Origin of the sequence: Aliikangiella maris (assembly GCF_040719265.1) — a bacterium.
GTDB lineage: Bacteria > Pseudomonadota > Gammaproteobacteria > Enterobacterales > Kangiellaceae > Aliikangiella > Aliikangiella maris.
Map to the genome: position 1 here is coordinate 32,002 of NZ_JBFDAH010000013.1, position 20,709 is coordinate 52,710.

General features: G+C 37.7%; 17 protein-coding genes. 5 read left to right on the forward strand and 12 right to left on the reverse strand.

What is annotated here, in order from left to right; translation table 11 throughout:
- The first annotated feature begins 294 nt into the window (after positions 1-294).
- Positions 295-1,023: a tRNA (adenine(22)-N(1))-methyltransferase TrmK gene (locus ABVT42_RS12980; RefSeq protein WP_353896245.1), complete on the forward strand. Its 729-nt coding sequence runs from the start codon at positions 295-297 to the stop codon at positions 1,021-1,023.
- A 634-nt stretch (positions 1,024-1,657) separates the two neighbouring features.
- Positions 1,658-3,421: a pre-peptidase C-terminal domain-containing protein gene (locus ABVT42_RS12985; RefSeq protein ID WP_353896246.1), complete on the forward strand. Its 1,764-nt coding sequence runs from the start codon at positions 1,658-1,660 to the stop codon at positions 3,419-3,421.
- 149 nt (positions 3,422-3,570) lie between these two features.
- Here the strand turns inward: ABVT42_RS12985 and ABVT42_RS12990 are convergent, their stop codons facing one another.
- The gene (locus ABVT42_RS12990; protein WP_353896247.1) at positions 3,571-4,809 is read right to left on the reverse strand and encodes an EAL and HDOD domain-containing protein; all 1,239 of its coding nucleotides are present in this window, start codon (positions 4,807-4,809) and stop codon (positions 3,571-3,573) included.
- A gap of 370 nt (positions 4,810-5,179) precedes the next feature.
- Positions 5,180-8,974: a bifunctional proline dehydrogenase/L-glutamate gamma-semialdehyde dehydrogenase PutA gene (gene putA / locus ABVT42_RS12995; RefSeq protein ID WP_353896248.1), complete on the reverse strand. Its 3,795-nt coding sequence runs from the start codon at positions 8,972-8,974 to the stop codon at positions 5,180-5,182.
- Positions 8,975-9,120: 146 nt separating this feature from the next.
- Here putA and ABVT42_RS13000 point away from each other — a divergent pair, with 146 nt between their 5' ends.
- Positions 9,121-9,600: a winged helix-turn-helix transcriptional regulator gene (locus ABVT42_RS13000; RefSeq protein ID WP_353896249.1), complete on the forward strand. Its 480-nt coding sequence runs from the start codon at positions 9,121-9,123 to the stop codon at positions 9,598-9,600.
- An 8-nt stretch (positions 9,601-9,608) separates the two neighbouring features.
- Here the strand turns inward: ABVT42_RS13000 and ABVT42_RS13005 are convergent, their stop codons facing one another.
- From ABVT42_RS13005 to ABVT42_RS13015, 3 genes are all read right to left on the reverse strand, one after another.
- The gene (locus ABVT42_RS13005) at positions 9,609-11,057 is read right to left on the reverse strand and encodes a hypothetical protein (RefSeq protein WP_353896250.1); all 1,449 of its coding nucleotides are present in this window, start codon (positions 11,055-11,057) and stop codon (positions 9,609-9,611) included.
- 522 nt (positions 11,058-11,579) lie between these two features.
- The gene (locus ABVT42_RS13010; RefSeq protein ID WP_353896251.1) at positions 11,580-11,792 is read right to left on the reverse strand and encodes a helix-turn-helix domain-containing protein; all 213 of its coding nucleotides are present in this window, start codon (positions 11,790-11,792) and stop codon (positions 11,580-11,582) included.
- 314 nt (positions 11,793-12,106) lie between these two features.
- Positions 12,107-13,402 carry a glycerophosphodiester phosphodiesterase family protein gene (locus ABVT42_RS13015; protein ID WP_353896252.1) on the reverse strand — a complete coding sequence of 432 codons (1,296 nt, stop codon included), beginning with the start codon at positions 13,400-13,402 and terminating at the stop codon, positions 12,107-12,109.
- Positions 13,403-13,788: 386 nt separating this feature from the next.
- On the opposite strand from ABVT42_RS13015, the gene ABVT42_RS13020 reads away from it, so the two are divergent.
- Both ABVT42_RS13020 and ABVT42_RS13025 read left to right on the forward strand, forming a co-directional pair.
- Complete coding sequence (locus ABVT42_RS13020) at positions 13,789-14,325, forward strand: cytochrome b (RefSeq protein WP_353896253.1); 537 nt, start codon at positions 13,789-13,791, stop codon at positions 14,323-14,325.
- A 15-nt stretch (positions 14,326-14,340) separates the two neighbouring features.
- Entirely contained in the window at positions 14,341-14,910 is a 570-nt protein-coding gene (locus ABVT42_RS13025; RefSeq protein WP_353896254.1) for a YceI family protein, read from the forward strand.
- 48 nt (positions 14,911-14,958) lie between these two features.
- Here the strand turns inward: ABVT42_RS13025 and ABVT42_RS13030 are convergent, their stop codons facing one another.
- From ABVT42_RS13030 to dapF, 7 genes are all read right to left on the reverse strand, one after another.
- A complete protein-coding gene (locus ABVT42_RS13030) occupies positions 14,959-15,135 on the reverse strand; it encodes a hypothetical protein (RefSeq protein WP_353896255.1) in 177 nt (58 codons plus the stop codon).
- Positions 15,136-15,212: 77 nt separating this feature from the next.
- Complete coding sequence (locus ABVT42_RS13035) at positions 15,213-16,214, reverse strand: hypothetical protein (RefSeq protein WP_353896256.1); 1,002 nt, start codon at positions 16,212-16,214, stop codon at positions 15,213-15,215.
- Between the two features lie 8 nt (positions 16,215-16,222).
- Entirely contained in the window at positions 16,223-16,435 is a 213-nt protein-coding gene (locus tag ABVT42_RS13040; RefSeq protein ID WP_353896257.1) for a hypothetical protein, read from the reverse strand.
- Between the two features lie 406 nt (positions 16,436-16,841).
- The gene (locus tag ABVT42_RS13045; protein WP_353896258.1) at positions 16,842-17,519 is read right to left on the reverse strand and encodes an HAD family hydrolase; all 678 of its coding nucleotides are present in this window, start codon (positions 17,517-17,519) and stop codon (positions 16,842-16,844) included.
- Entirely contained in the window at positions 17,519-18,457 is a 939-nt protein-coding gene (xerC, locus tag ABVT42_RS13050) for a tyrosine recombinase XerC (protein WP_353896259.1), read from the reverse strand. Before xerC ends, ABVT42_RS13045 begins: the two co-directional genes overlap by 1 nt.
- Positions 18,444-19,166: a DUF484 family protein gene (locus ABVT42_RS13055; protein ID WP_353896260.1), complete on the reverse strand. Its 723-nt coding sequence runs from the start codon at positions 19,164-19,166 to the stop codon at positions 18,444-18,446. Before ABVT42_RS13055 ends, xerC begins: the two co-directional genes overlap by 14 nt.
- Positions 19,163-19,993: a diaminopimelate epimerase gene (gene dapF / locus ABVT42_RS13060; RefSeq protein ID WP_353896261.1), complete on the reverse strand. Its 831-nt coding sequence runs from the start codon at positions 19,991-19,993 to the stop codon at positions 19,163-19,165. The genes ABVT42_RS13055 and dapF overlap by 4 nt, the downstream gene beginning before the upstream one ends.
- Positions 19,994-20,709: the final 716 nt, after the last annotated feature.

The window sequence follows — 20,709 nt, forward strand, 5'->3', positions numbered from 1 at the left end:
GTACTCAAATAATTATAGTTGATGATTAGCGACTATCTTTATGCTCTTATTTTATAGTTTTTCTATTTTTAATATTATCTCTGGTATATATGCTTCTCAGGCTTAAAAGCGATTTTTTTAAGCACCTCAAAATTTACCATAGCACTTCCTTTCTTGACACTTCCTTTCTTGACACTTCCTTTCTTGACACTTCCTTTCTTGACACTTCCTTTCTTGACACTTCTATTCTTAGCACTTCTCTTCGTTGTATTCTTCATTTATTATGCCCTTCCTTTTAATTTTAAGTACTCAAAAGTGAAACTAGGTAAGCGTCTTCGAGCAATAGAGCAGCAAATCCCCGATGAATTTGATCATATTTGGGATTGTTGTTGTGATCATGGCTTGTTAGGCATGGCACTTTTAAAACGTCAAATTAAGGCGACCGTGCACTTTGTCGATATTGTTGATTGCTTAATTAATGAGTTAAACCTGACACTGGCACAATATTTTTTAAATAATCATTCAGTTACCTCCATTAATCAAAGATCAGGTTTATGGCAAACCCATTGCTTTGATGTGGCATCAATTGATCTCAAATCATCATCGATGCAATCACAAAAACATTTATTTATTCTGGCCGGAGTTGGTGGAGATAAAATCAATACCTTTGTTACACAGCTACTGACCAATAACCCACAATCAGAATTGTCGTTTTTGTTGTGCCCGGTGCACCATAACTATAAGGTAAGAAATCACTTACAAACATTACCTTTGGGCTTAGAAAATGAATTGCTAATTGAGGAAAATAAACGTTTTTACGAAATTATTTTAGTGTCTACACAATCCAGAGAAAAGGTTGAACTGGTCGGTAATAAAATGTGGCAGTTACAACTTGGTACTCATCAACAGTATTTAGATAATACTCTGACCTATCTGACCAATAAATTGAAGAATAAGAATCACCCAGATTTCAATCTTTACCGCCAAGCTCATGTAGAATATCGTCAGTTGCAACAACTCGCAAAATCTTGCTTAACAAAATAAAGCTTAGTATTTATAAGATTATTTAATTAAAAAGTGATAACTAATCATTAAAAATTATAGTCTAATGCTATTTGGCTCATTTAGGGTTCAAACATCCCCATTGAGCTCAACAAATAAGACGGCTTTAAGACTAATTATTTAAACTACCCAATCTAAAAATATAATAATGTTTTTATCCCTAATAATTAACTTTATTTTAAATAATCTCAAAAAAAGATTATTTATCCTTCTTTTATTAAGTAGAACATACATTTTATAATTATGCTTAATATAATTTTAACGCCATATTGTAAAATCAATGTAAATTTTAACATAATAATAAACCGATAAATGCTTGTCATCAATTATTCCCTCTATTAGACTGAACTAACTTTCAGAAGATATCAAAGTAGTAATTTTTGAAAGTTATTGACTGACAATAAAAAATCTACCTACAAAAATAATCATAAACGGTCACATAAAATAGCAAAGTCGCAATAACTTTTTAGTCAATGTAAACTTTTTGAAAGTGACATTGAAAGCAATATAAAGGAATCTGGCAAGCAGTACTCTAATACTGACGAACAAAAATATAACGCCAGATAAATAGCTCTCGGAAATATAACTAAACACCAATACTGTTGGAGGTCTGACTATGCTCATTAAAAGTTTATCCAGAAAAAATAAACTGCTATCTGGTTTACTGTGTGCAGGCATATTAACAATTAACTCAAATTTTGCGACAGCATCCGAGTTTCAACTTGGTATTGAGCAAATGGCTTATTCTTATGATGAAATGCTGAGCTTCGATGTAGAAAAATACCTCGCCGAAAATGCACCTCACCTACTTTCAAAATCTGAGGCGATCTCTCATTTTGCCGGCTATTCAGCCATAAGTCCCAAAGTCATCCTTGCCATGATCGAAATGCAAAGTGGATTAGTCAGTAACGCTGCCGCCGATTTAGAAAGCCCTTTAGCGCAAATGTCTAATCAGTATGGCTTTGTTGAGCAGCTCAGAGAAATGGCAGAGCAACTCAGAGAAGTTGGTCATCAAGAAAAAAGCCTGCAAACAACCATGTTATCAGGTCATATGAATCAACTGTCGGAAACTTTCCAAAAACTGTTTCCTCAAGAAGCCAAAATGATGGCTAACGCAACGGCAAAATCACTCGATACATCATTACCTGGCTCTTCGGGATTAACCAGCCAACCAGCACCATCAACCGGTTTAACCGTCAGCAACGCCGCCTCATTACCACCAGCTAATTTATTATCGCTTCCTTATCCGGTTGGTAAAACCTGGTATATTGGTGGTGCCCATGCAAACGATGGTGGTACCGGCGTTCACTCCTCGCTGGACTTATCAACCGGCGGCTTTGGTTGGGGAGCAGATTTAAGTAACATCTGGGTACAATCTGCTGCACCAGGAACAGTAAAGGTCCATTCTTCGTGCTTTATGGAAATCATTCATGATGGTGGCTGGTCAACAACCTATTATCATATGTCTGACTTAGCCTGGAGCACAGGGGCATCAATTAACCGTAATACGAATATTGGTCACTACGCAAGTAACAAAGCACAAGCACTTTGTAATGGTGGCTCATCGACTGGCCCACACTTACATTTCAGCTTAAAGAAAAACGGTTATTTTAATTCACTAAATGGCGTTAGTCTGTCGGGTTATAAAATCAAGGCAACCAGTAATAAAAGCTACGATACAAATTGCGACTATTTCAACTTGTCGCAATGGGGAAGTACCTGGTGTGCGGGCAATTACTATAACCCAGGAGTTGATTTGTTCCGCGGGGTAAAAATTTCGTCACTCAACGGCACCGCCACAACCGAACTCTATTACAAAATGATAGTTCCTGCTGCACCTGCCGGTTCTAACCGCGTTATTTTTGAAACTTCAGGTGGTACAGGGGATGTCGATCTTTATGTAAAAAAAGGTGGTATCCCAACATTAAATGACTATGACTGTCGTCCATTTTTAGATGGCAATAATGAAAAGTGTGATAGCAGTAATGGGTTATCAACTGATATAGGCGGTACTTGGTATGTCATGTTGCACGGTGCAAAACAATTTTTAAATACATCAATTACTGCTCGCCATAGCGGTTGGTATGACTCAAATAATATTACCGTAAACAAAGGTGCGTGGAATCATAGTTGGGTCAATGTACCCGAAGGTACCAAGTCACTGACCATTTCTATTTCGGGTTTTAGTGGAGATCCTGACTTGTATGTTGCTTATGGTTCACAAGCCTCAACCTCTAACTGGACTTGTCGTCCATACAAAGATACGGGCGTTACCGAAACCTGTACCATTAATAATCCTCAAGCAGGTCAATGGCATATTGGTATCAACGGTTACTCTTATACATCAGGTATTAACTTGAAAGCCCGTTGGGAACCTTAAGGAAAATTTATCGATTATTTATCACGATTGAATATTCGATATAACATTAAAAAGCCAGGTAAAAACCTGGCTTTTTTTATTCCACTGAACAACAAAAAACGGCCTGAATAATTAACCTTAACTCTGGATAAGGAAAATCATCAACCCCATTATTTTGTCACATTTAAAATATCACTCACCCAATGGATTGCTTCAATACTCGCATTAGTTGCATATAGCTTTTCATCAATACTTAAATCATCGAGCAAAGACAGCTCAGCTTTTTCAATATGCATTGCAATCTTCAAGATGCGTCCGAGTTCACCCGAAAAATCAAGGATTGCCTGAATGGTTTCGTTAGATAAATCAATTTGATTTAACAACCAGGCTTTATCTGCTTGTAAAACCAGGTCGATACCTGAAAATAGTCCTACCGTAAATCCAGTTTCGCTATTAATGCCTGTCTCTTTTTGTGCTAACAATTCACAAAGTTTTGCTCGCTCTAATAAAACTCTGAGTAATTCCTGAGAGCATTGATTATGCGAAGATATAGTTAAAATCATTGCCCACTGTTTGACAACTTTCAAACCTAAGAAAACAATGGCATCGTGAATGCTGTCAATTTTTTTAGGTAACCCACATAAAGGACTGTTCACTATTTTTAATAATTGATAACTCAGTTTTACATCAACAGAAACCAACTCTCTGACTTGCTCAATGCTGACACCTTCATCTTGTAATGCTGATAAAAGTCGAAATGCATTTTGACTATTTGATTCAATTCGCTTACCAAATACCATTTCAGGACGAGACAAGTAGTAACCTTGAAAAAGCTCAAAACCAGATTCTTTACAAAAATTTAGTTCTGTCTGTGTTTCAACCTTTTCAGCTAGAAAAATCGGACGGTTTTGCGGTGGCATTAATGATTTTATTTTTTTTAAAATACTGTCGAGTTTAGCTTGATCGGTAAACTCCATGATATCGACCTTGATAATATCCATCACTGGCAACAAAGGTTCCAGCTCTTCAATCTGGTTATGAAAGTCATCAATTGCAAAAATATAACCTTGTTTTCGGAGTTCATCAATACGAGTCAGAAGTTCATCATCGATTACCGAGTCTTCTAAAATTTCGATGACCATTCTCTCTGGCGGAAGAGGAATAAAGACCTCGGAAAGAATCAACTCTCTTGTCATGTTAATAAATATTTTTACATAGGGTTGATTAATATATTCGAAAATACCACTACAATAATTGGTTAACAGCTGCATGGTTGCTGTATTTCCATCTCGAATATCAGCAAAATTAGTTGATTTATCACGAAACAGAATTTCATATCCATACAGATTCTGATTGATATCATAAATAGGCTGCTTGGCAAACAGTACGTCTTGTTTGATTTCTTCCATCGGGTTTACACCTGCAATGTAATCACTATCAGACAATTAATATAAAAAGTATAGCAATATTCATTCGCCAAGTTTTGAGAATCTTGTATTAAGTCACTATTGGTAAAGATTAAAAGCCCAAACTAATCAATCACCGACTTATCAAATTCCAATGTCACCTTAAAATTCACAGCGTTATCAATGGGTTGCCTATGACTAAGGGATTTCTATCGATTAGAGAGCTTCTATCGATTAGAGAGCTTCTATTGATTAGGGAGCTTTTGTTGTTAAAGGTCAGAGAAGACATGGCCGGAGTACTTAACGCACTCGACCATGTGACAGACAAATATCTTTGCATCCTGCAAATTTAGAATTCCTAAATACCAGCACCTTAATCGTCTTCGGATAATGTCATTAATGATGTATTGCCACCAGATGCGGTTGTATCAATACTCACCGTTTTTTCAGTTAATAGTCGATTAATCAACGTATCATAATATTCACTGCTAATAACGGGTAAAATAGCGCCATCACGATTAGCCAGCGCTGCGGTCACATACTCCTTACGCTCACACGCGCTACCAATAACCGCTCCAGCCAATACCGGATGTGCCAAAATAGCATCCAGATATTTCAATTTAGCAACTTGTAAAATGCCCTTTGCAACACCAGTCGATAAAAATTTATCTTTAAATGCCAGTGCTTCATTATGAAATAGGTCAGATACAACAGTAACAACCGTATTACCCGCAGCCAGTGCGGTAATAATGGAAATTGCCCAAAAATTAAATGACGTATCTTTATCGGCGTAACAGACAACACAGCCGCGCGGTTCAAGATACAATTTATTTGACTCACCAGTTGGTCCAGGCATTATTTTAGGCTTAGCTAATTGTCCTTCCATTTGATTTAACAATTTGCGCGCGTCATTGAGTGTTTTATCCAAATCATCAGCAAATTCATTCACACTATCGACCGTTGCAATTTTTGCAATTAACTGCCGCACTAATGAAATTCGTTGTACCAAATCAGTATTGCGCCAAATAATTTCATCTCGGGCAGATTGTTGCATGATTTCCTCTACTTGCACCTGTTCAGCAGCACTCAGGGTAAAATCAACAACATCTGACTTTTGCAGAGTTGCCTGTGCATTTTCTGTTGGAACTTTTTCTTTAACCAGACGCGTTAAATAAGCAGGGCCACCAGCCTTGGGGCCTGTTCCAGATAATCCGCGACCACCAAATGGCTGCGCCCCAACAACCGCACCAATCATATTGCGGTTAATATAAATATTTCCAGCGCGTGAAGCTTTTGCCAAGTAGTCTGCTCGAGATTCAATACGAGAATGAATACCCATAGTTAATCCAAATCCAGTTGAGTTAACTTGAGCAATAACATTATCCAGCTGATCACCTTTAAAGCGAATGACATGAACGCAAGGACCAAAGACTTCTTGAGTCAGTACAGATAAGTTTTCAATTTCGTAAAGTCTGGGCGCAAAAAAGAAATGTTCACCTTGCTGAGGAATATCGCAAGCGTAAATCAATTTTGCTTTGTCTTTCAAATATTCAACGTGTGCGGTTAGTGATTCATGAGCTTTTTGATCAATCACAGGGCCAACATCAGTCGATAAAAGAGAAGGATCGCTAACAGTTAATTCTTGCATCGCACCTTTCAGCATGTGAATCACTTTGTCGGCTATTTCTTCTTGTAAAAACAACACTCGCAATGCCGAACAGCGTTGACCCGCACTTTGAAAACCTGATGAAACTACATCGTCAACCACTTGCTCTGGCAGAGCAGTTGAATCAACAATCATACAGTTTTGACCACCAGTTTCAGCGATCAATGGAACTTGACTACCACCACGTTCGGCCAGAGTTCGCGAAATTTGTGTACCGGTTTCAGTTGAACCAGTAAACATGACGGCTTGAACTCGCTCATCTGGAATTATAATCTGACCAACCTTGCTACCTCTGGCAACAACGGCCTGTACCACATGCTCAGGTAAGCCAACTGTTTGCATTAATTCAATAGTTCTTAATGCAATCAAAGTTGTTTGTTCCGCAGGTTTTGCAATTACGGTATTACCGGTAACCATTGCAGCGGCAACCTGTCCCAAGAAGATAGCCAGCGGAAAGTTCCACGGACTGATACACAAAATTACCCCGCGCGCTTCAAATCGCTCATCTTTTGCCAATTCTTCAGCACGAGCGGCATAGTAACGACAAAAGTCTACAGCTTCACGGACTTCATCAACGCCATCTTGCGCAACTTTACCCGCTTCTTTCATACATAGGCCAATCAGTTCATCACGATGACGCTCTAAAATATCAGCAGTTTTACGCAATAAATCGGCACGTTCTTTGACCGGTTTAGTTGACCATTCGGCAAAAGCTTTATCAGCATTATCGATTAGCAGTTTCATTTGCTCATCATTTTGATGAGTAATATAACCAATCACTTCGTCACGATTAGCCGGGTTACGCACAGGTTTAGAACCTTCAGGAACTTGCTGCGCATCAATTAGTATTTTACTTAACCATTGATCAAGATTTTCTTTTAGTGGTGTAATGTGATTGATATTGGTTAAATCCAACCCTTTCGAGTTATCGCGCTCATCGCCATACAGTCGTATTGGCATTTGAATTTGCGGATTGGCTTTCGATTTTACACCTTGAATTTTTTCTACCGGATCGGGTAATAAAGACTCCACCGGTTTAGACTCATCAACAATGGCATTAACAAACGATGAATTTGCACCATTTTCTAATAATCGTCTCACCAAATAAGCCAGCAAATCTTCATGTTGGCCAACCGGTGCATATACGCGGCACTGTACTTTATCTTGAGTGACAATTTGGTCGTATAAGGATTCACCCATACCATGCAAGCGTTGAAACTCGAAATTGCTGGTATCACCATGTGCCAGTTGTAAAATGGTTGCTGCGGTATACGCATTATGAGTGGCAAACTGTGGGAAGATTCGATCACGCATAGCCATTAGTTTAATTGCACAGGCTTTATAAGAAACATCCGTCGTCGCTTTGCGAGTAAATACCGGAAAATCTTCCAGCCCATCTTGTTGTGATGTTTTAATTTCCGTATCCCAGTAGGCGCCTTTTACCAATCGAACCATCAATTTACGCGTTGTTTTTTCGGTTAATTGACCTAGCCAATCAATCACAAAAATCGCTCGTTTTTGGTAGGCTTGTACCGCTAGACCAAATCCATTCCAATCGCCCAAGTCATCATCTAAAAAGACCGCTTCAATAATATCTAGCGAAATATCCAGTCGATCAGCTTCTTCGGCATCGACGGTAAAACCAATATCGTATGATTTAGCGGCCAGTGCTAATTCTTTTAATTTGGGTACAAGTTCAGTCATCACCCTTTCACGGTGTGTAAATTCATAACGTGGATGAATCGCAGATAGCTTCACTGAAATACCAGGACTTTTAATTGGTCCGCGACCTTTTGCGGCTTTACCAATTACATGAATCGCTGACATATAGCTATCGAAATATCGCTCGGCATCTTTCATGGTGCGGGCACCTTCGCCCAGCATGTCATAAGAATAGGCATAGCCTTTATTTTCTTTTTCAACTGCGCGATCAATCGCTTCTTCAATCGTGCGTCCCATGACAAACTGTTTACCCATGATTTTCATGGCAAACTGTACCGACTTACGAATCACCGGTTCGCCCAGTCGACCAATTGTCTTTTTAAGAACACCAAACTGTCGCTCTTTGTTTTTATCGGAATAATTAACCATTTTTCCGGTAATTAGCAGACCCCAAGAAGATGCATTCACAAAAAGCGAATCACTGTTGCCAAGGTGAGAACTCCAATCACCTTTGGAAAGTTTATCGCGAATCAAGCTATCTTGAGTTTCATCATCTGGTACACGCAGCAATGCTTCGGCCAGACACATTAGAACAACCCCTTCTTCCGAAGACAGTGAGAATTCGTTGAGCAGCGCATCAATACCACCCTGACCTTCTTGATCTTCCCGAATATTTACCACCATTTGTCGGGCGCGTTCCCAAGCACGGCTGCGGGCACTGACACCAACTTCAGCCAACGGCAAAATATGATTAATCACTGTCTCTTCATCAATTCGATAGAAATCTCGAATTTTTTGTCGCGTTGGACAGCTTGTTACCAATGAATCGTTAAACAACATTTACAAAATCCTCTTTAGGAGTCAAAGCCCTAACCGTATAAGTGAGAGCATTTTATAGAAGTCGCAGCAGAATGTGCTGGTGAATTTTGTGAAAATCCCGTAAATTACAGGGAATTCAATTAGCTTTTCCGTAGATCGTACTGACCATGAAAACTCCTCCCAAAATTCGTACCCTAGACAAGATTGATTTAGCAATTTTAGATGCTCTTCAATCAAATAGCCGAATTTCCAATGTAAATTTGGCGAAAAAGGTTAATTTAAGTGCCAGCCCTTGTCTGGATCGGGTTAAACGTCTGGAAACCGAAGGCTTTATTGAACGCTATGGGGCAGTACTCAATGCACCAATGCTTAAATTTGGATTAACCGCTTATGTTGAAGTCACTTTAGATAAATCCACTTCCGAGGTGTTTGATACCTTTGCAGAGGAAGTCGCTCAAATTAAGCAAATTGCCGAATGTGATATGGTTGCCGGTGGATTTGATTATCTACTGAAAATTCGAATTTCTGACATGGCAGAATATCGTGCAGTTTTAGGTCAGGTCGTCGATATACCCGGCGTTGCCAAAAACCACACTTATGTTGTTATCGAGCGTATTAAAATCGATAAAGGATTACCGATTATTTAAAGCTTCTATTATATTTGCTTTATGGTAAATACATTACTCGATGGTAGGCGTATTAACTGAATATCAACAATCGTTGTCGTAAAGTTTTGTACCACCTGCTGCAGTTGCTTACTTGATAAACTGATATTAACGGGAACGTAAGCAATATCTTTCGAATGCGCTTCAACACCAGTTACTTCCATATTCAGCGGCGATATATTATCCATTAAATTAATCCAGGTTTTACTTTTACTGTCATACTGTTGGGTACGTAAATATAAGGTTTTATTTGCTGGATTTTGCTCGTTAACATGGTCATCTTCAATCATACTTTCCAGTCGATTCATTTTTTTATTTTTAGATTTAAAAGTAATGTCATACTCTTCGACAGGTCTGCCATATTGATCCGTTAACCGAAAAATCAATTGTGCATGAGCTTCATATTGCGCTTGTTTGTCCCAATCAGTAATGTTTCCTTTTAGTTTGGTAACCCGCTGAAAGGTTTTGCTAGTATTCTGCTCGAAAAACTGAACCATTTTAGTATAAGCAATTTTATCCTGTGCTGTTTTCAATGCTTTTATCACTAGTGGAATGACCGCAGAGCGATTGCTTTTACCAGTCACAATGCCAATATCGTCACCAAAGTGAGCCGTTTCGTAAGCAATAGTGAACGGAATAGGCTGACGATTTTCACTTAAACCTGTTAAGTCATACTGATAATTTTCTTCTTTAAAGGTTTCATTATTTTTTCTTTTTTCAATCAGTTCATTGAGTTTTTTCACGGTCAAATCATCAGCAGTTTTTGTAGGAGAAATAAGAATGTAATTAAAGTTTAGATTGCCCGCACTAGTTCTCACCGTATTATCCGATGAATCCTCTTTGACATAACGAATAGGAACTTGACGCAAAAAACTCAAGGTTTGAGATCCAATAATACAAAACTCCTGCACTTGATAGTCTTCATAAATATCATTATCTGATGTTAAAAAATGGGTTTGTAAATTCAGAGTTTCCGCCGAACCAAACTCTAGCGCTTGCAGAATATGTTTGCCAACCCCAGTTCCGCCGAATAAATAACGTCCCCAACGAGATAAGCGTCCTTGTCCAATATGTGCCAGTCCACTGCCAAAATTAGCCCCAGCCAGATGAATCAGATTAATAATCGGACTGGGTTTAGCACTGTATTTTCGAATCCAGTTACGTACAACTAACGCGCCCGTACTATGGATAATTACATGAAATCCACCACTTAATAAACTACGGTATTGGTCGCTATTTAGCGCCCGCTCCATGGCAAAACTGATATCATCAAGACGGACACCATCATTGAGCGAAATCCAGCGACTTAAATTAATACTTTCAATGTTTTCTTCTCCAAACTCTTTTTTTAAAAAATCTGGTAATGTGCCATAAATATCTTCGACTTTATTATCTTTACCTTCGGAAGAGTAACCGTGAATAAGTAGTATGGGTTTCATGAGCAATATTCCCTGTATTAACCTGTAGGCAGGCTGACATTATTAAAGTGAGTTGCTTGAACAGAACAAATTATCGGGCGCTATCAATGCCCAAGTTAAGTCAATCTTGGCTTTTTATTATCGTATTTGAGTATAGTTAAATTAAGCGTTTTTTTCGGTTAAATAATTGATTGCTGGATAAAATTTCAATATTTATTTGTGAGATTTAAAATAATGGTATTTGCAAAAAGATGGTGTTAAACCTGAGTAATTCAATTTATCAGATACCAAGACGCTTTTTTAAAGACACTCTTTAAAGATACCTTTTTTCAAAAGTATTCTTTTCAAAGAAGCTTTTTTCAAATTGAGCAAAACCAACATCACTATTGGATGCCTTAGCACATAAATGACGAGACAGGAATTAATCAACCCATTGAATCAGTGTCGTTTGAATTTCACGCCACCTACACGAGTTAATTATACTTATTCTTCAATAATAGTTTTGTACAATAACTGACATAAAAAGAGAATAATGCAATCGCTTTATGGAAGCTCTTCTTGATACTCCAGCAGATCACCCGGTTGACAAGATAATGATTTACAGATTTTTTCAATAGTTGAAAATCTAACCCCTTTAACTTTTCCCGATTTAAGCATCGATAAATTCTGCTCACTGATACCGATTTCCTTTGCTAGCTCCTTAGACTTCACCTTTCTTTTGGCCAGCATTACATCTAAGTTCACAATAATTGGCATAATTTCCCTTCTATTTTTGGATTTATTTATGTTCCTATAATTTAACAGGTCAAATATTGCAGAAAATGACAAACAACAAATTACAATAAAAAAATAAACAATAACAATTATTCAATAAAATAATTTAATAACTTTTACAAGTGGTTAAAGACGGCCCTTTAAATATCTGATTGAATGACTCAATGTTAGTTTTAGTTACAAAAATAAATTTTTAATTTAAATAATATAAAAGTTGATAAATTAGAAGATTTGATTATAAAAAGAATTGAATGGGTACTGTCAACAAATTATTCCCGACAGCACCCTAAAAGTAATTATTTTAGACCTTTACAGTTAGCATAATAAGTCACTGTGGCAGGCCAATCACTGAATACACCAATAACACCAACATCTTGCGCTAATACGTCAAGCACAGTCAGCATGTCACCATCGTTATTAATCGCATCGGTTACTGATTGATAATACCAGCCACCACCTGTTGCCAGTGGGCCAGAACGCTCTAAAGTCCAGGTGATAATATCTAATCCCGCAGCTTTAGCTGATTTAGCATATAACGAAGGAACAATTTGATTATCTGCATTCAAGTCGATCAGCATCCACATAGGTGGTGCAATGATTTGCACACCATCTGCAACCAGCTCTTCCATACTAGGCGTCCAAGTTGCCGGATCACGGAAGTCAAACGCTGGATTATCATAACGATCATCCAGATAAACCCCTTGGCGACCAAATCGAGGCTCATTGTTTATCCAATATTTAACATCTTCAAGATTAAATGACTGCGCATAAACATTTTTAGGGTGGACACCAGCCAGCTTATACTCATCAATCATTTGCTGAGCGTAATCTTGTTGGGTGTAATCACCCTCATAAGGCATTTCAACGCTGGCTGATTTAAGCTCTGGTGTCATTTTAACGTTTAATGACTTAAACAACTCAATACTCTCTGCATGAGATAACAAAGTGCCATCTTGAATATACAGATCAGTTCTCCAACCCGGTGTACCGGCTAAATACTCTTCAATATTTCTAGCATTGGCATTGGCACCATCCATCTTACCTTTTAAGGTTTTGAACTCTTCTAAAGTAATATCACTGGTACAACATTGTGCAGTAGCTGGTGTTAAGCGATTACCATCAACATCAAATGTTGCTGGCGAGAATGGCTTAGAACATTTAGCGGCTAAAGGGGTTTGCAAAATATTAGTGGTGGTATGCAAATCACATTGTGAGTGACGACAAACCAGCTCTCTATCTTTGGTAAAGGTAACATCGCACTCAAGAATACCCGCGCCCATGCGCGCCGCAGCAACATAAGATTCTTTAGTATGCTCTGGAAACTGCATTGCTGCACCACGATGCCCAATTGAAAAATCACTTTTTTTGAAGCGCTTTTTATTTGAACAACTTTTTAACTGGTTTTTAAGTGACCCAATATCCATATCATCGACCAAATAAAATGGTCGAGGACCAAGTTGCGCAGTACTTGCTTTTTTCGGTTTGTAATGTTTTTTATTATCGTCATGGTTACCTGCACTTGCCATGCAGCTAACACTTAAAATAACTGCTGAAATAACAGACAGTCGGCCAAGGAAATTAGGTTTTTTCATTTGATTTTCCCCTACAAAAAATGGAACTTTCAGTCTGTAAATCTTTTGTGGCGATTGCATGACATTTCAATTTAAATTCCGTGACACTGACAATAATTAAAGTTTTTACTTGTAGGGAGTAGTGAAACAAAACCTTATTACTTATTACTTATTACTTATTACTTAAACAAAATTGTTCATCAAATAGCCAAATTCGCTAACAAGTTAGCTATAATCGTCGCACAAATCTATCGACTCAACGTTTTTTAAACATTATTCTTAATTGAATTTATTAATCCCCCAATATAATTGTTCTAATTATTGCGATTATCTGTTCTAAAAATAATGATTATCATTTGTCGTAAAATAGTATAACTTATTAGACAGATAATTATTTGGTACTAACAATGTTAAACGATTCAAGTCAAGCATACGGTATAGTTTCAAAAATCTTCCATTGGCTGGTTGCAATTCTCATTTTTGGATTATTTGCAATTGGAGTATGGATGGTAGAGTTGGGATATTACGACCAATGGTACAAAGATGCGCCTTTTTATCATAAAAGTACGGGCATTATTTTAGCCTTTATTATGTTGTTACGTATTTTTTGGCGCACAATCAATAGCAAGCCAGCCCCCTTAGCTAGTCACCGTTTATGGGAACAGCGTTTGGCTTTGGCAACTCATATTTTAATTTACACCCTCATTTTATTAATTATTACCAGTGGCTACCTCATTTCAACAGCAGATGGTCGCGGGATCAGCGTATTTAATTTATTTGAAATTCCATCGGCAGGGTTGCTGGTTGAAAATCAGGAGGACAGAGCTGGTCTGGTTCACCAATGGATGGCGTATATATTAATGGGCCTTATTGTGTTACACATAGGCGCAGCTTTAACACACCACTTTATTCATAAAGATCAAACTTTAAAACGAATGTTATAAACATGGGAGAAAAAAATGAAACACTTATTACTTTCTATGGTTGCTTGCGCAGCACTATCTTTTGGTGTGTCAGCAGCAAACTATAAAATCGATACCAGCGGCGCACATGCCTCAGTTAACTTTAAAATTAAGCATTTAGGTTATTCCTGGTTAACAGGTCGATTCAATGACTTTTCAGGCGAATTCACCTATGATGCCGCTAAGCCAAATGATTCGAAGATAATGGTTGAAATTGACACAACTAGTATTGACTCTAATCATGCTGAGCGAGACAAGCATTTAAAAAGTGGTGACTTTCTTGACGCCAGCAAATTTTCAACCGCCAAATTTGTCAGTACCAAAATTACCGATCAAGGCGATAACCAACTAGAAGTTGTTGGTGATTTAACACTACATGGTGTGACCAAAAGTATTACCATTGATGCCGAAAAAATTGGTGAAGGAAAAGATCCCTGGGGTGGTTACCGCGTAGGGTTCGCTGGAGAAACCGTATTGCGTTTAAAAGACTTTGGTATTCCAGAAAAACTCGGCAAAGCATCAACTGAAGTAATTATTGAGTTACATATTGAAGGTATCCGTCAGTAGTCAAATGACAAGCTCAAGTGGGATTACTAGACTAGTTGCTTGAGCTTGTTAATTCACTGAATCTGTGGCCAAAGTTACTTGACCACTACAATTACGCAATTCAGACAAATGTAGTAACACCTCATCTGCTTGCCACTGCTCTTGTTTATTTTGGTTTTCTTGATTACAGCTAGAAATTAAAAATAACGCCGAGACCAATAGTACAACCTGACTAAATACTTTCATAAAATTGTCCATTAATAACTCAAACTATTTAATTTTTCTATAAATTTCAAATAAGCCTACAATAACTAAAAGCCCAATTAACCAATACCATACCCAGCGCTCTTCTTCAGGCTCTTCATATTTATCTTTAACTTCAGATTGAACATTTTTGGCGAGGCCTGTTGTTGCTCTGAGGTAATAGCTTGTTTTTTATTGCTGTCGTCTTTATTTTCAATCCTTTTTTCTTCTGCAACAATAGGCGCACCAACAATTGCCCCTACTTTTTCTTTAGGCACTTCTTTTAGTCTAACAACAGGCTCTTCACCATAAACTTGATAGACTTCAAAGTTAGGTCTAATATCATTTTTTGAATGTTTAGCAGTATCAATTGGGAGAAATTTTAAGCTTACAAATTTGTTTGTCCACAAATTAACATAGCCGACAAATTCATTTGTTGTCCGGTCAAACACTCTTACTATATCTGAAGAAATAGCGGAGTTCACTGTGTTAACCGCCAAATAGGTTTCCGCTACTTCCTCACTTTTCGAATGAAGCAATTTTGATTTTTTATTACTCACTACATCTTTAAGAGAGCCATGGTAAAAATTTTTCTGAAACTCTTCTTCTGACGAAAAATACGGTTTCAGTTTATAGTTTTTATGGGTACGACTAATACACTGTTCTACAAGCTCCTTGCAAGTTTCTTTTATTAGCTCCCTATTTATTTGCTTTTCATCTTCACTTAAAAAATAGAGCAACTCTAATTCCATTGGTGCTTCATTAGAAATAATTCTTAACGCTAGTTTACCTTTTTCTTCTACTATAACCACATTACTGGAATTAATATATTGACCAATATCTCCATGAACTTCTGTAAATATCTCCCCTTTGCTTAAAAATATTGAACTTCCCCTTCGACTTAAGAGAAGCACATCCTCATATCCATCCTGATTGAAGTCTATAATTAAGTATGAAATCAAAGATTCTTTGTAAGTTATATTTTCAATCAATAATTGCTCCAATTGCTCTTTCACAACGGCAGATACATACAACACATTGAAGATACTCACAATCACCAAAAACTTTATTATCTTTTTCATCTTATAACCTAAATTCCTGTTGGTAAGTTTCCGTTATATTGAGACTTGTATGCTTTTAATATAGTAATGGCATTGAATTTTCCGGTCGTCAAATGGCCTGTTACGATACCAAAATCACGAGCTCTTCCTGTTTTTTCATTAGTCTCGCTAGCTACCGCTGTTAACGGCGTGCTCATCAAACCCCAAATAACAACAGATCTGACTGTATTGAAAATACGCATGACACTATTACCTTTGATTTAGCATAAAAAACTATTGTGCTAATGTGCTAACAGAACAGAAACGAATAATTTTTATTGTTATCAATAGCATTTTTCAATAACCCTATAGACAACAAAGTGAATTATATCTGCTGTTAACAAAGATACACCTTCCTTATTTTTTATATCCTATGCAGAAATTGAATAGAAAAAATAAAGAGGTAAAAATTTATTATTGAGTACTTTTAAATACAAGCCTTTAAATACAAGCTCTCGAATACGGACTACTAAATAAGTGCTATGTAATTAAGATTTTGGGTAATATATAAAGATAGCTGTTAACAACTCACTTGTAACCAAACATCAATCATGTTTGGTTACTATTATTGAAAGAGAAGTAAAAAGTAGTGCTAAGCTAAATTTATTTTTATAACGAAGATAACTGCAAACACAATTCATGACAACTTTGCGCTAAATCTTTATCGCTTTCAAATGGTGCAAAGTGTAGATAGCGAGCACCAATTGCTTCAGCGACACCACCATCTTTTTCAATCGAATCACCAATATGAACTAATTGGGAAGCTGTAATCGAAAAATCTGCCATACATTGATGCAACATGGCAGGATGCGGTTTTGCCCGCATTCCCCCAACCGGAAAATAGTTTTTACTAAAAAAGGGAGCAATAATTGTCTGGTTAATATCACAATTACCATTTGAAGTAGATACCAGGGTAAAATGCTTAACCAGTAGTGACAACATACTTTGAATGGTTGGTTCAACATCCACTTTACTACGCTGTTGTAAAAAAGCCGCCAAAGCTTGCTTTGCAATAGTTTCTCCAGCATTGAGCGGCTTACAAAACTCAATTAGCACCGTTAACCTCAAGTATGTCAAGTCGTCAAAAGCCGGATTATTTTGAGCAACTAGTTGCTTTCTAATTTCCCAAAATTTTTCATACTCAAAATGAACACCTTGATTAGAAAAAGCGCTTTGTAAATAATTTTGACAGCTCAACTCTGCCGCTTCAATTGTTGCCCGATTGTCATACAGCGCATTATCCAAATCAAAACTCAACAATTTTATAGAAGCATTAAATTGGTACATTATTTTTTTGCCCTCGGATGTGCGCTATCGTAAACCTTGGCGAGTTGTTGAAAATCAAGATGGGTATATATTTGTGTTGTTGAAAGATTCGCATGGCCCAGCAGTTCTTGTACTGCTCGTAAATCACCCGATGACTCTAAAATATGTGTTGCACAAGAGTGGCGAAATTTATGGGGATGTAAGCGTCCATTGAGTCCAACCACTTTTCCCCAGTACTCCATACGCTTTTGAATACTACGTGGAGTTAACCGATTTTTTTGTCGTGTGATAAATAGCGCCTGATCGGCTTGACCGGAAAGCCAAATATGACGAATATTTAACCACTGCTTGATTGTGCGCAGTGCGATTCGGCCAACGGGAACAATACGTTCTTTTCTTCCTTTACCCAAAATTCTGGCCGTCGCCTGATTGATATCCAAATCATCTAAATTTAGGCGAACCAGTTCTGCCAAACGTAAGCCACTGGAATAGAATAATTCAGCAATAGCTAAATCACGCACGCCAATTTCTTCACTGGTGTCAATTCCACTTAGTAGCGCACTTAACTGATCAACTGCTACTGTTTTCGGCAGATTTTTTGGAATTTTTGGTGCTTTAACTCCTTTTGCAGGATTGGATTGCAATCTTTCTTGAAAAACCAAATACTCAAAAAAACGTCGTCCAGCCGATAATAATAAGGCGATCGTTTTTGCTGAAGCACCTAACCGGTGATGTTTTGCTGAAAGCTGGCGAATGTGAATGGGTTTTACTTGTGCCCAGTTTTGCAACGCATTCTCTTTGGTAAATTGCAGCAACTTTATCAGTTGACGCTGATAATTTTCAATCGTCAGCGATGAATAGTTTTTCTGTTGTGCCAGATAATCCAGAAACTCAATAACCGGCTTAACCTGTTGCGGCTCAAATTCTTGCCATAGCTGGTTTTCTTCATATCTCGCCATGATAATTTTTAATCAGATGAGTAATTAAATTAGCGATCAATTCGATAAAGAGAGTCCCCATTTCAGGCGCGAATCGAGACACATCCGTACTGGCTAAAGCTAGAAGACCATGTCGACAACCCTCACCAAGCGGAATAAGTGCAAAAGATTGCAAATCTTTACCAAAGTCACCGAATAGCTCTGCTTTGGGCTCTGCCTCCAAACGTCCACATAGCGGTTGACTGTCAGGAAACTGACAATTCAGCAATTGCTTAATTTGCTCGGGCTCTGCAACAACTTTAGCAGGTCCTGTCTGGGAAAAGGTCCCGACTAGTACAAGCGCCACATCATCAATATTAAAATCCCGTTTTAGAAACAGTCGGATATTGGTACATAACTCAACCAGACTATTAGCTTGCAGTAAATCAATCATAAATTGATTACTTTGAATGAGTAGCTTTTCATTATTATGTGCAGCATGCAGCATTTCGATGAGCTGTCCCTGCAGCGTCTGATTGCGTTCTCGTAATACCTTGATCTGTCGCTCAACTAAAGAGGTCGCATCATCACCAAAGTCATGATTTAACTCAATATGAGTTAGCAACTGTGGATTTTTGACTAAAAAGTCAGGATGATTGGCCAGATAGTTTTTCACCTGAGCCTCTTCCATCAATTGATTTAAACGACTGATATTATCTTCTTCGAGTGCTTGTGGATTAGGAAACTTCATAACTCAATAAACCCCTGGTAAACAAGTTCAGCAGGTCCCATCATCTTGAGTGTTTCGCCAACCCCACCCCAGTCGATATGTAAATGCCCGCCCGGTAAATATACTCTGATTTTATTTTCCATTTGATGCTGTAATCGTCCAATAACGGCACTGGCACACGCTCCGGTACCACAGGCTTGTGTTTCGCCAACTCCTCTTTCATAAACACGTAAGCGGATTTCGCTATCAGAAACTTTTTGCATAAACCCTACGTTAGTACCTTCAGGAAACAAATGATGCTCTGTTAGCTGGCGGCCAATTTTATCAACATCTGTCTCATCAACATTATCAACTGTTAATACGCAATGCGGATTGCCCATCGATACCGAACCAAATTGATAGTCTATTCCATCCAGATTCACATGATAAAATAGCTCTTTTTGCGCATATCTTAGTGGAATGTCGCCAGGCTCTAACCTAGGCTCACCCATATCGACACTGACAAGGCCGTTACGCATTATCTGTAGATTCAACACTCCTTTCATTGTACCCACCCGAATTTTATGCTTCCAGGTCAGGCCAACATTTCTGACAAATCTTGCAATACAACGCGCCCCATTACCGCACTGCTCAACTTCACTACCATCGGCATTAAATATACGATACTGAAAATCTAAATCGGGTTGCTGTGGTGGTTCTATCAGCAATAGTTGATCAAATCCAACACCTCGGTGTCGATCACCCAGTTTAATAATCTGACTTTCATTCAAAAATATAGGCTGGGTAACACCATCAACCACCATAAAATCATTACCTAACCCGTGCATCTTAGCAAAACTGAGCATCATTAGTTTTGCTCCTTGCGAATAGAAATAGGATACATTGCAATTGCTGCTGGATTTTTTGATAGCGAATAATTCGCCGGAATTTGGCTCAAATGTAATTGATTTATATAAGTTTTATGCATATTTGATTGATTCATATTGCTGCTCATTTGTGCAGGTTTTAGCGGACCTTTTTGGCCGCAGGCCAACAGCAAAATTGAAAAGCAAACTATGCAAATTGGCTTAAAGAAAGACACAAGGCGCATGAACATACCTGAATATTCGTTAAATATCGTTAATTTTCAGCAATTTTATAAAGGAAATCAATGAGTTTTATGAATATATGAAAAATATACCAACATTTACCGCCTGTTGATATTTTTTCTCAAATTATTTCAATATCAGTCTGTAAAGCATGATTTTGAGTCAGTAATCTGGATCTGTAATTTAAATATCTATTTATGAATCGCTATTGTGCTTTAGCCCTGTGAATGATGTTCATTATCGCAATTTCAATTTTATTGATGTTAGTCGACTCGACATCCAACAAATTGCACGCTCTTAAATTCAACAAAAGTTACCAGTTGAAAATCGCCTGGCGTCAATCAATAGTTTACTGAAAAATTTTACTGATTGAATAATTTAGATGACAGTAAAAAAAGTGGCTCAACGCTTTAACTTTTGATGAACTTAATAAAAGTTTTGATCGAGACAATTAAATCGCTACTGAGCATTGTAAA

Excerpts from the sequence above, each read along its gene's own strand:
- ABVT42_RS13030 (WP_353896255.1), bottom strand. The coding sequence starts at position 15,135 with ATGAAAGTATTTAGTCAGGTTGTACTATTGGTCTCGGCGTTATTTTTA.
- ABVT42_RS12985 (WP_353896246.1), top strand. The coding sequence starts at position 1,658 with ATGCTCATTAAAAGTTTATCCAGAAAAAATAAACTGCTATCTGGTTTA.
- ABVT42_RS13010 (WP_353896251.1), bottom strand. The coding sequence starts at position 11,792 with ATGCCAATTATTGTGAACTTAGATGTAATGCTGGCCAAAAGAAAGGTG.
- ABVT42_RS12990 (WP_353896247.1), bottom strand. The coding sequence starts at position 4,809 with ATGGAAGAAATCAAACAAGACGTACTGTTTGCCAAGCAGCCTATTTAT.
- ABVT42_RS13005 (WP_353896250.1), bottom strand. The coding sequence starts at position 11,057 with ATGAAACCCATACTACTTATTCACGGTTACTCTTCCGAAGGTAAAGAT.
- xerC (WP_353896259.1), bottom strand. The coding sequence starts at position 18,457 with ATGGCGAGATATGAAGAAAACCAGCTATGGCAAGAATTTGAGCCGCAA.
- putA (WP_353896248.1), bottom strand. The coding sequence starts at position 8,974 with ATGTTGTTTAACGATTCATTGGTAACAAGCTGTCCAACGCGACAAAAA.
- dapF (WP_353896261.1), bottom strand. The coding sequence starts at position 19,993 with ATGATGCTCAGTTTTGCTAAGATGCACGGGTTAGGTAATGATTTTATG.
- ABVT42_RS13015 (WP_353896252.1), bottom strand. The coding sequence starts at position 13,402 with ATGAAAAAACCTAATTTCCTTGGCCGACTGTCTGTTATTTCAGCAGTT.
- ABVT42_RS13025 (WP_353896254.1), top strand. The coding sequence starts at position 14,341 with ATGAAACACTTATTACTTTCTATGGTTGCTTGCGCAGCACTATCTTTT.
- ABVT42_RS13035 (WP_353896256.1), bottom strand. The coding sequence starts at position 16,214 with ATGAAAAAGATAATAAAGTTTTTGGTGATTGTGAGTATCTTCAATGTG.
- ABVT42_RS13020 (WP_353896253.1), top strand. The coding sequence starts at position 13,789 with ATGTTAAACGATTCAAGTCAAGCATACGGTATAGTTTCAAAAATCTTC.
- ABVT42_RS13055 (WP_353896260.1), bottom strand. The coding sequence starts at position 19,166 with ATGAAGTTTCCTAATCCACAAGCACTCGAAGAAGATAATATCAGTCGT.
- ABVT42_RS13000 (WP_353896249.1), top strand. The coding sequence starts at position 9,121 with ATGAAAACTCCTCCCAAAATTCGTACCCTAGACAAGATTGATTTAGCA.
- ABVT42_RS13040 (WP_353896257.1), bottom strand. The coding sequence starts at position 16,435 with ATGCGTATTTTCAATACAGTCAGATCTGTTGTTATTTGGGGTTTGATG.
- ABVT42_RS13045 (WP_353896258.1), bottom strand. The coding sequence starts at position 17,519 with ATGTACCAATTTAATGCTTCTATAAAATTGTTGAGTTTTGATTTGGAT.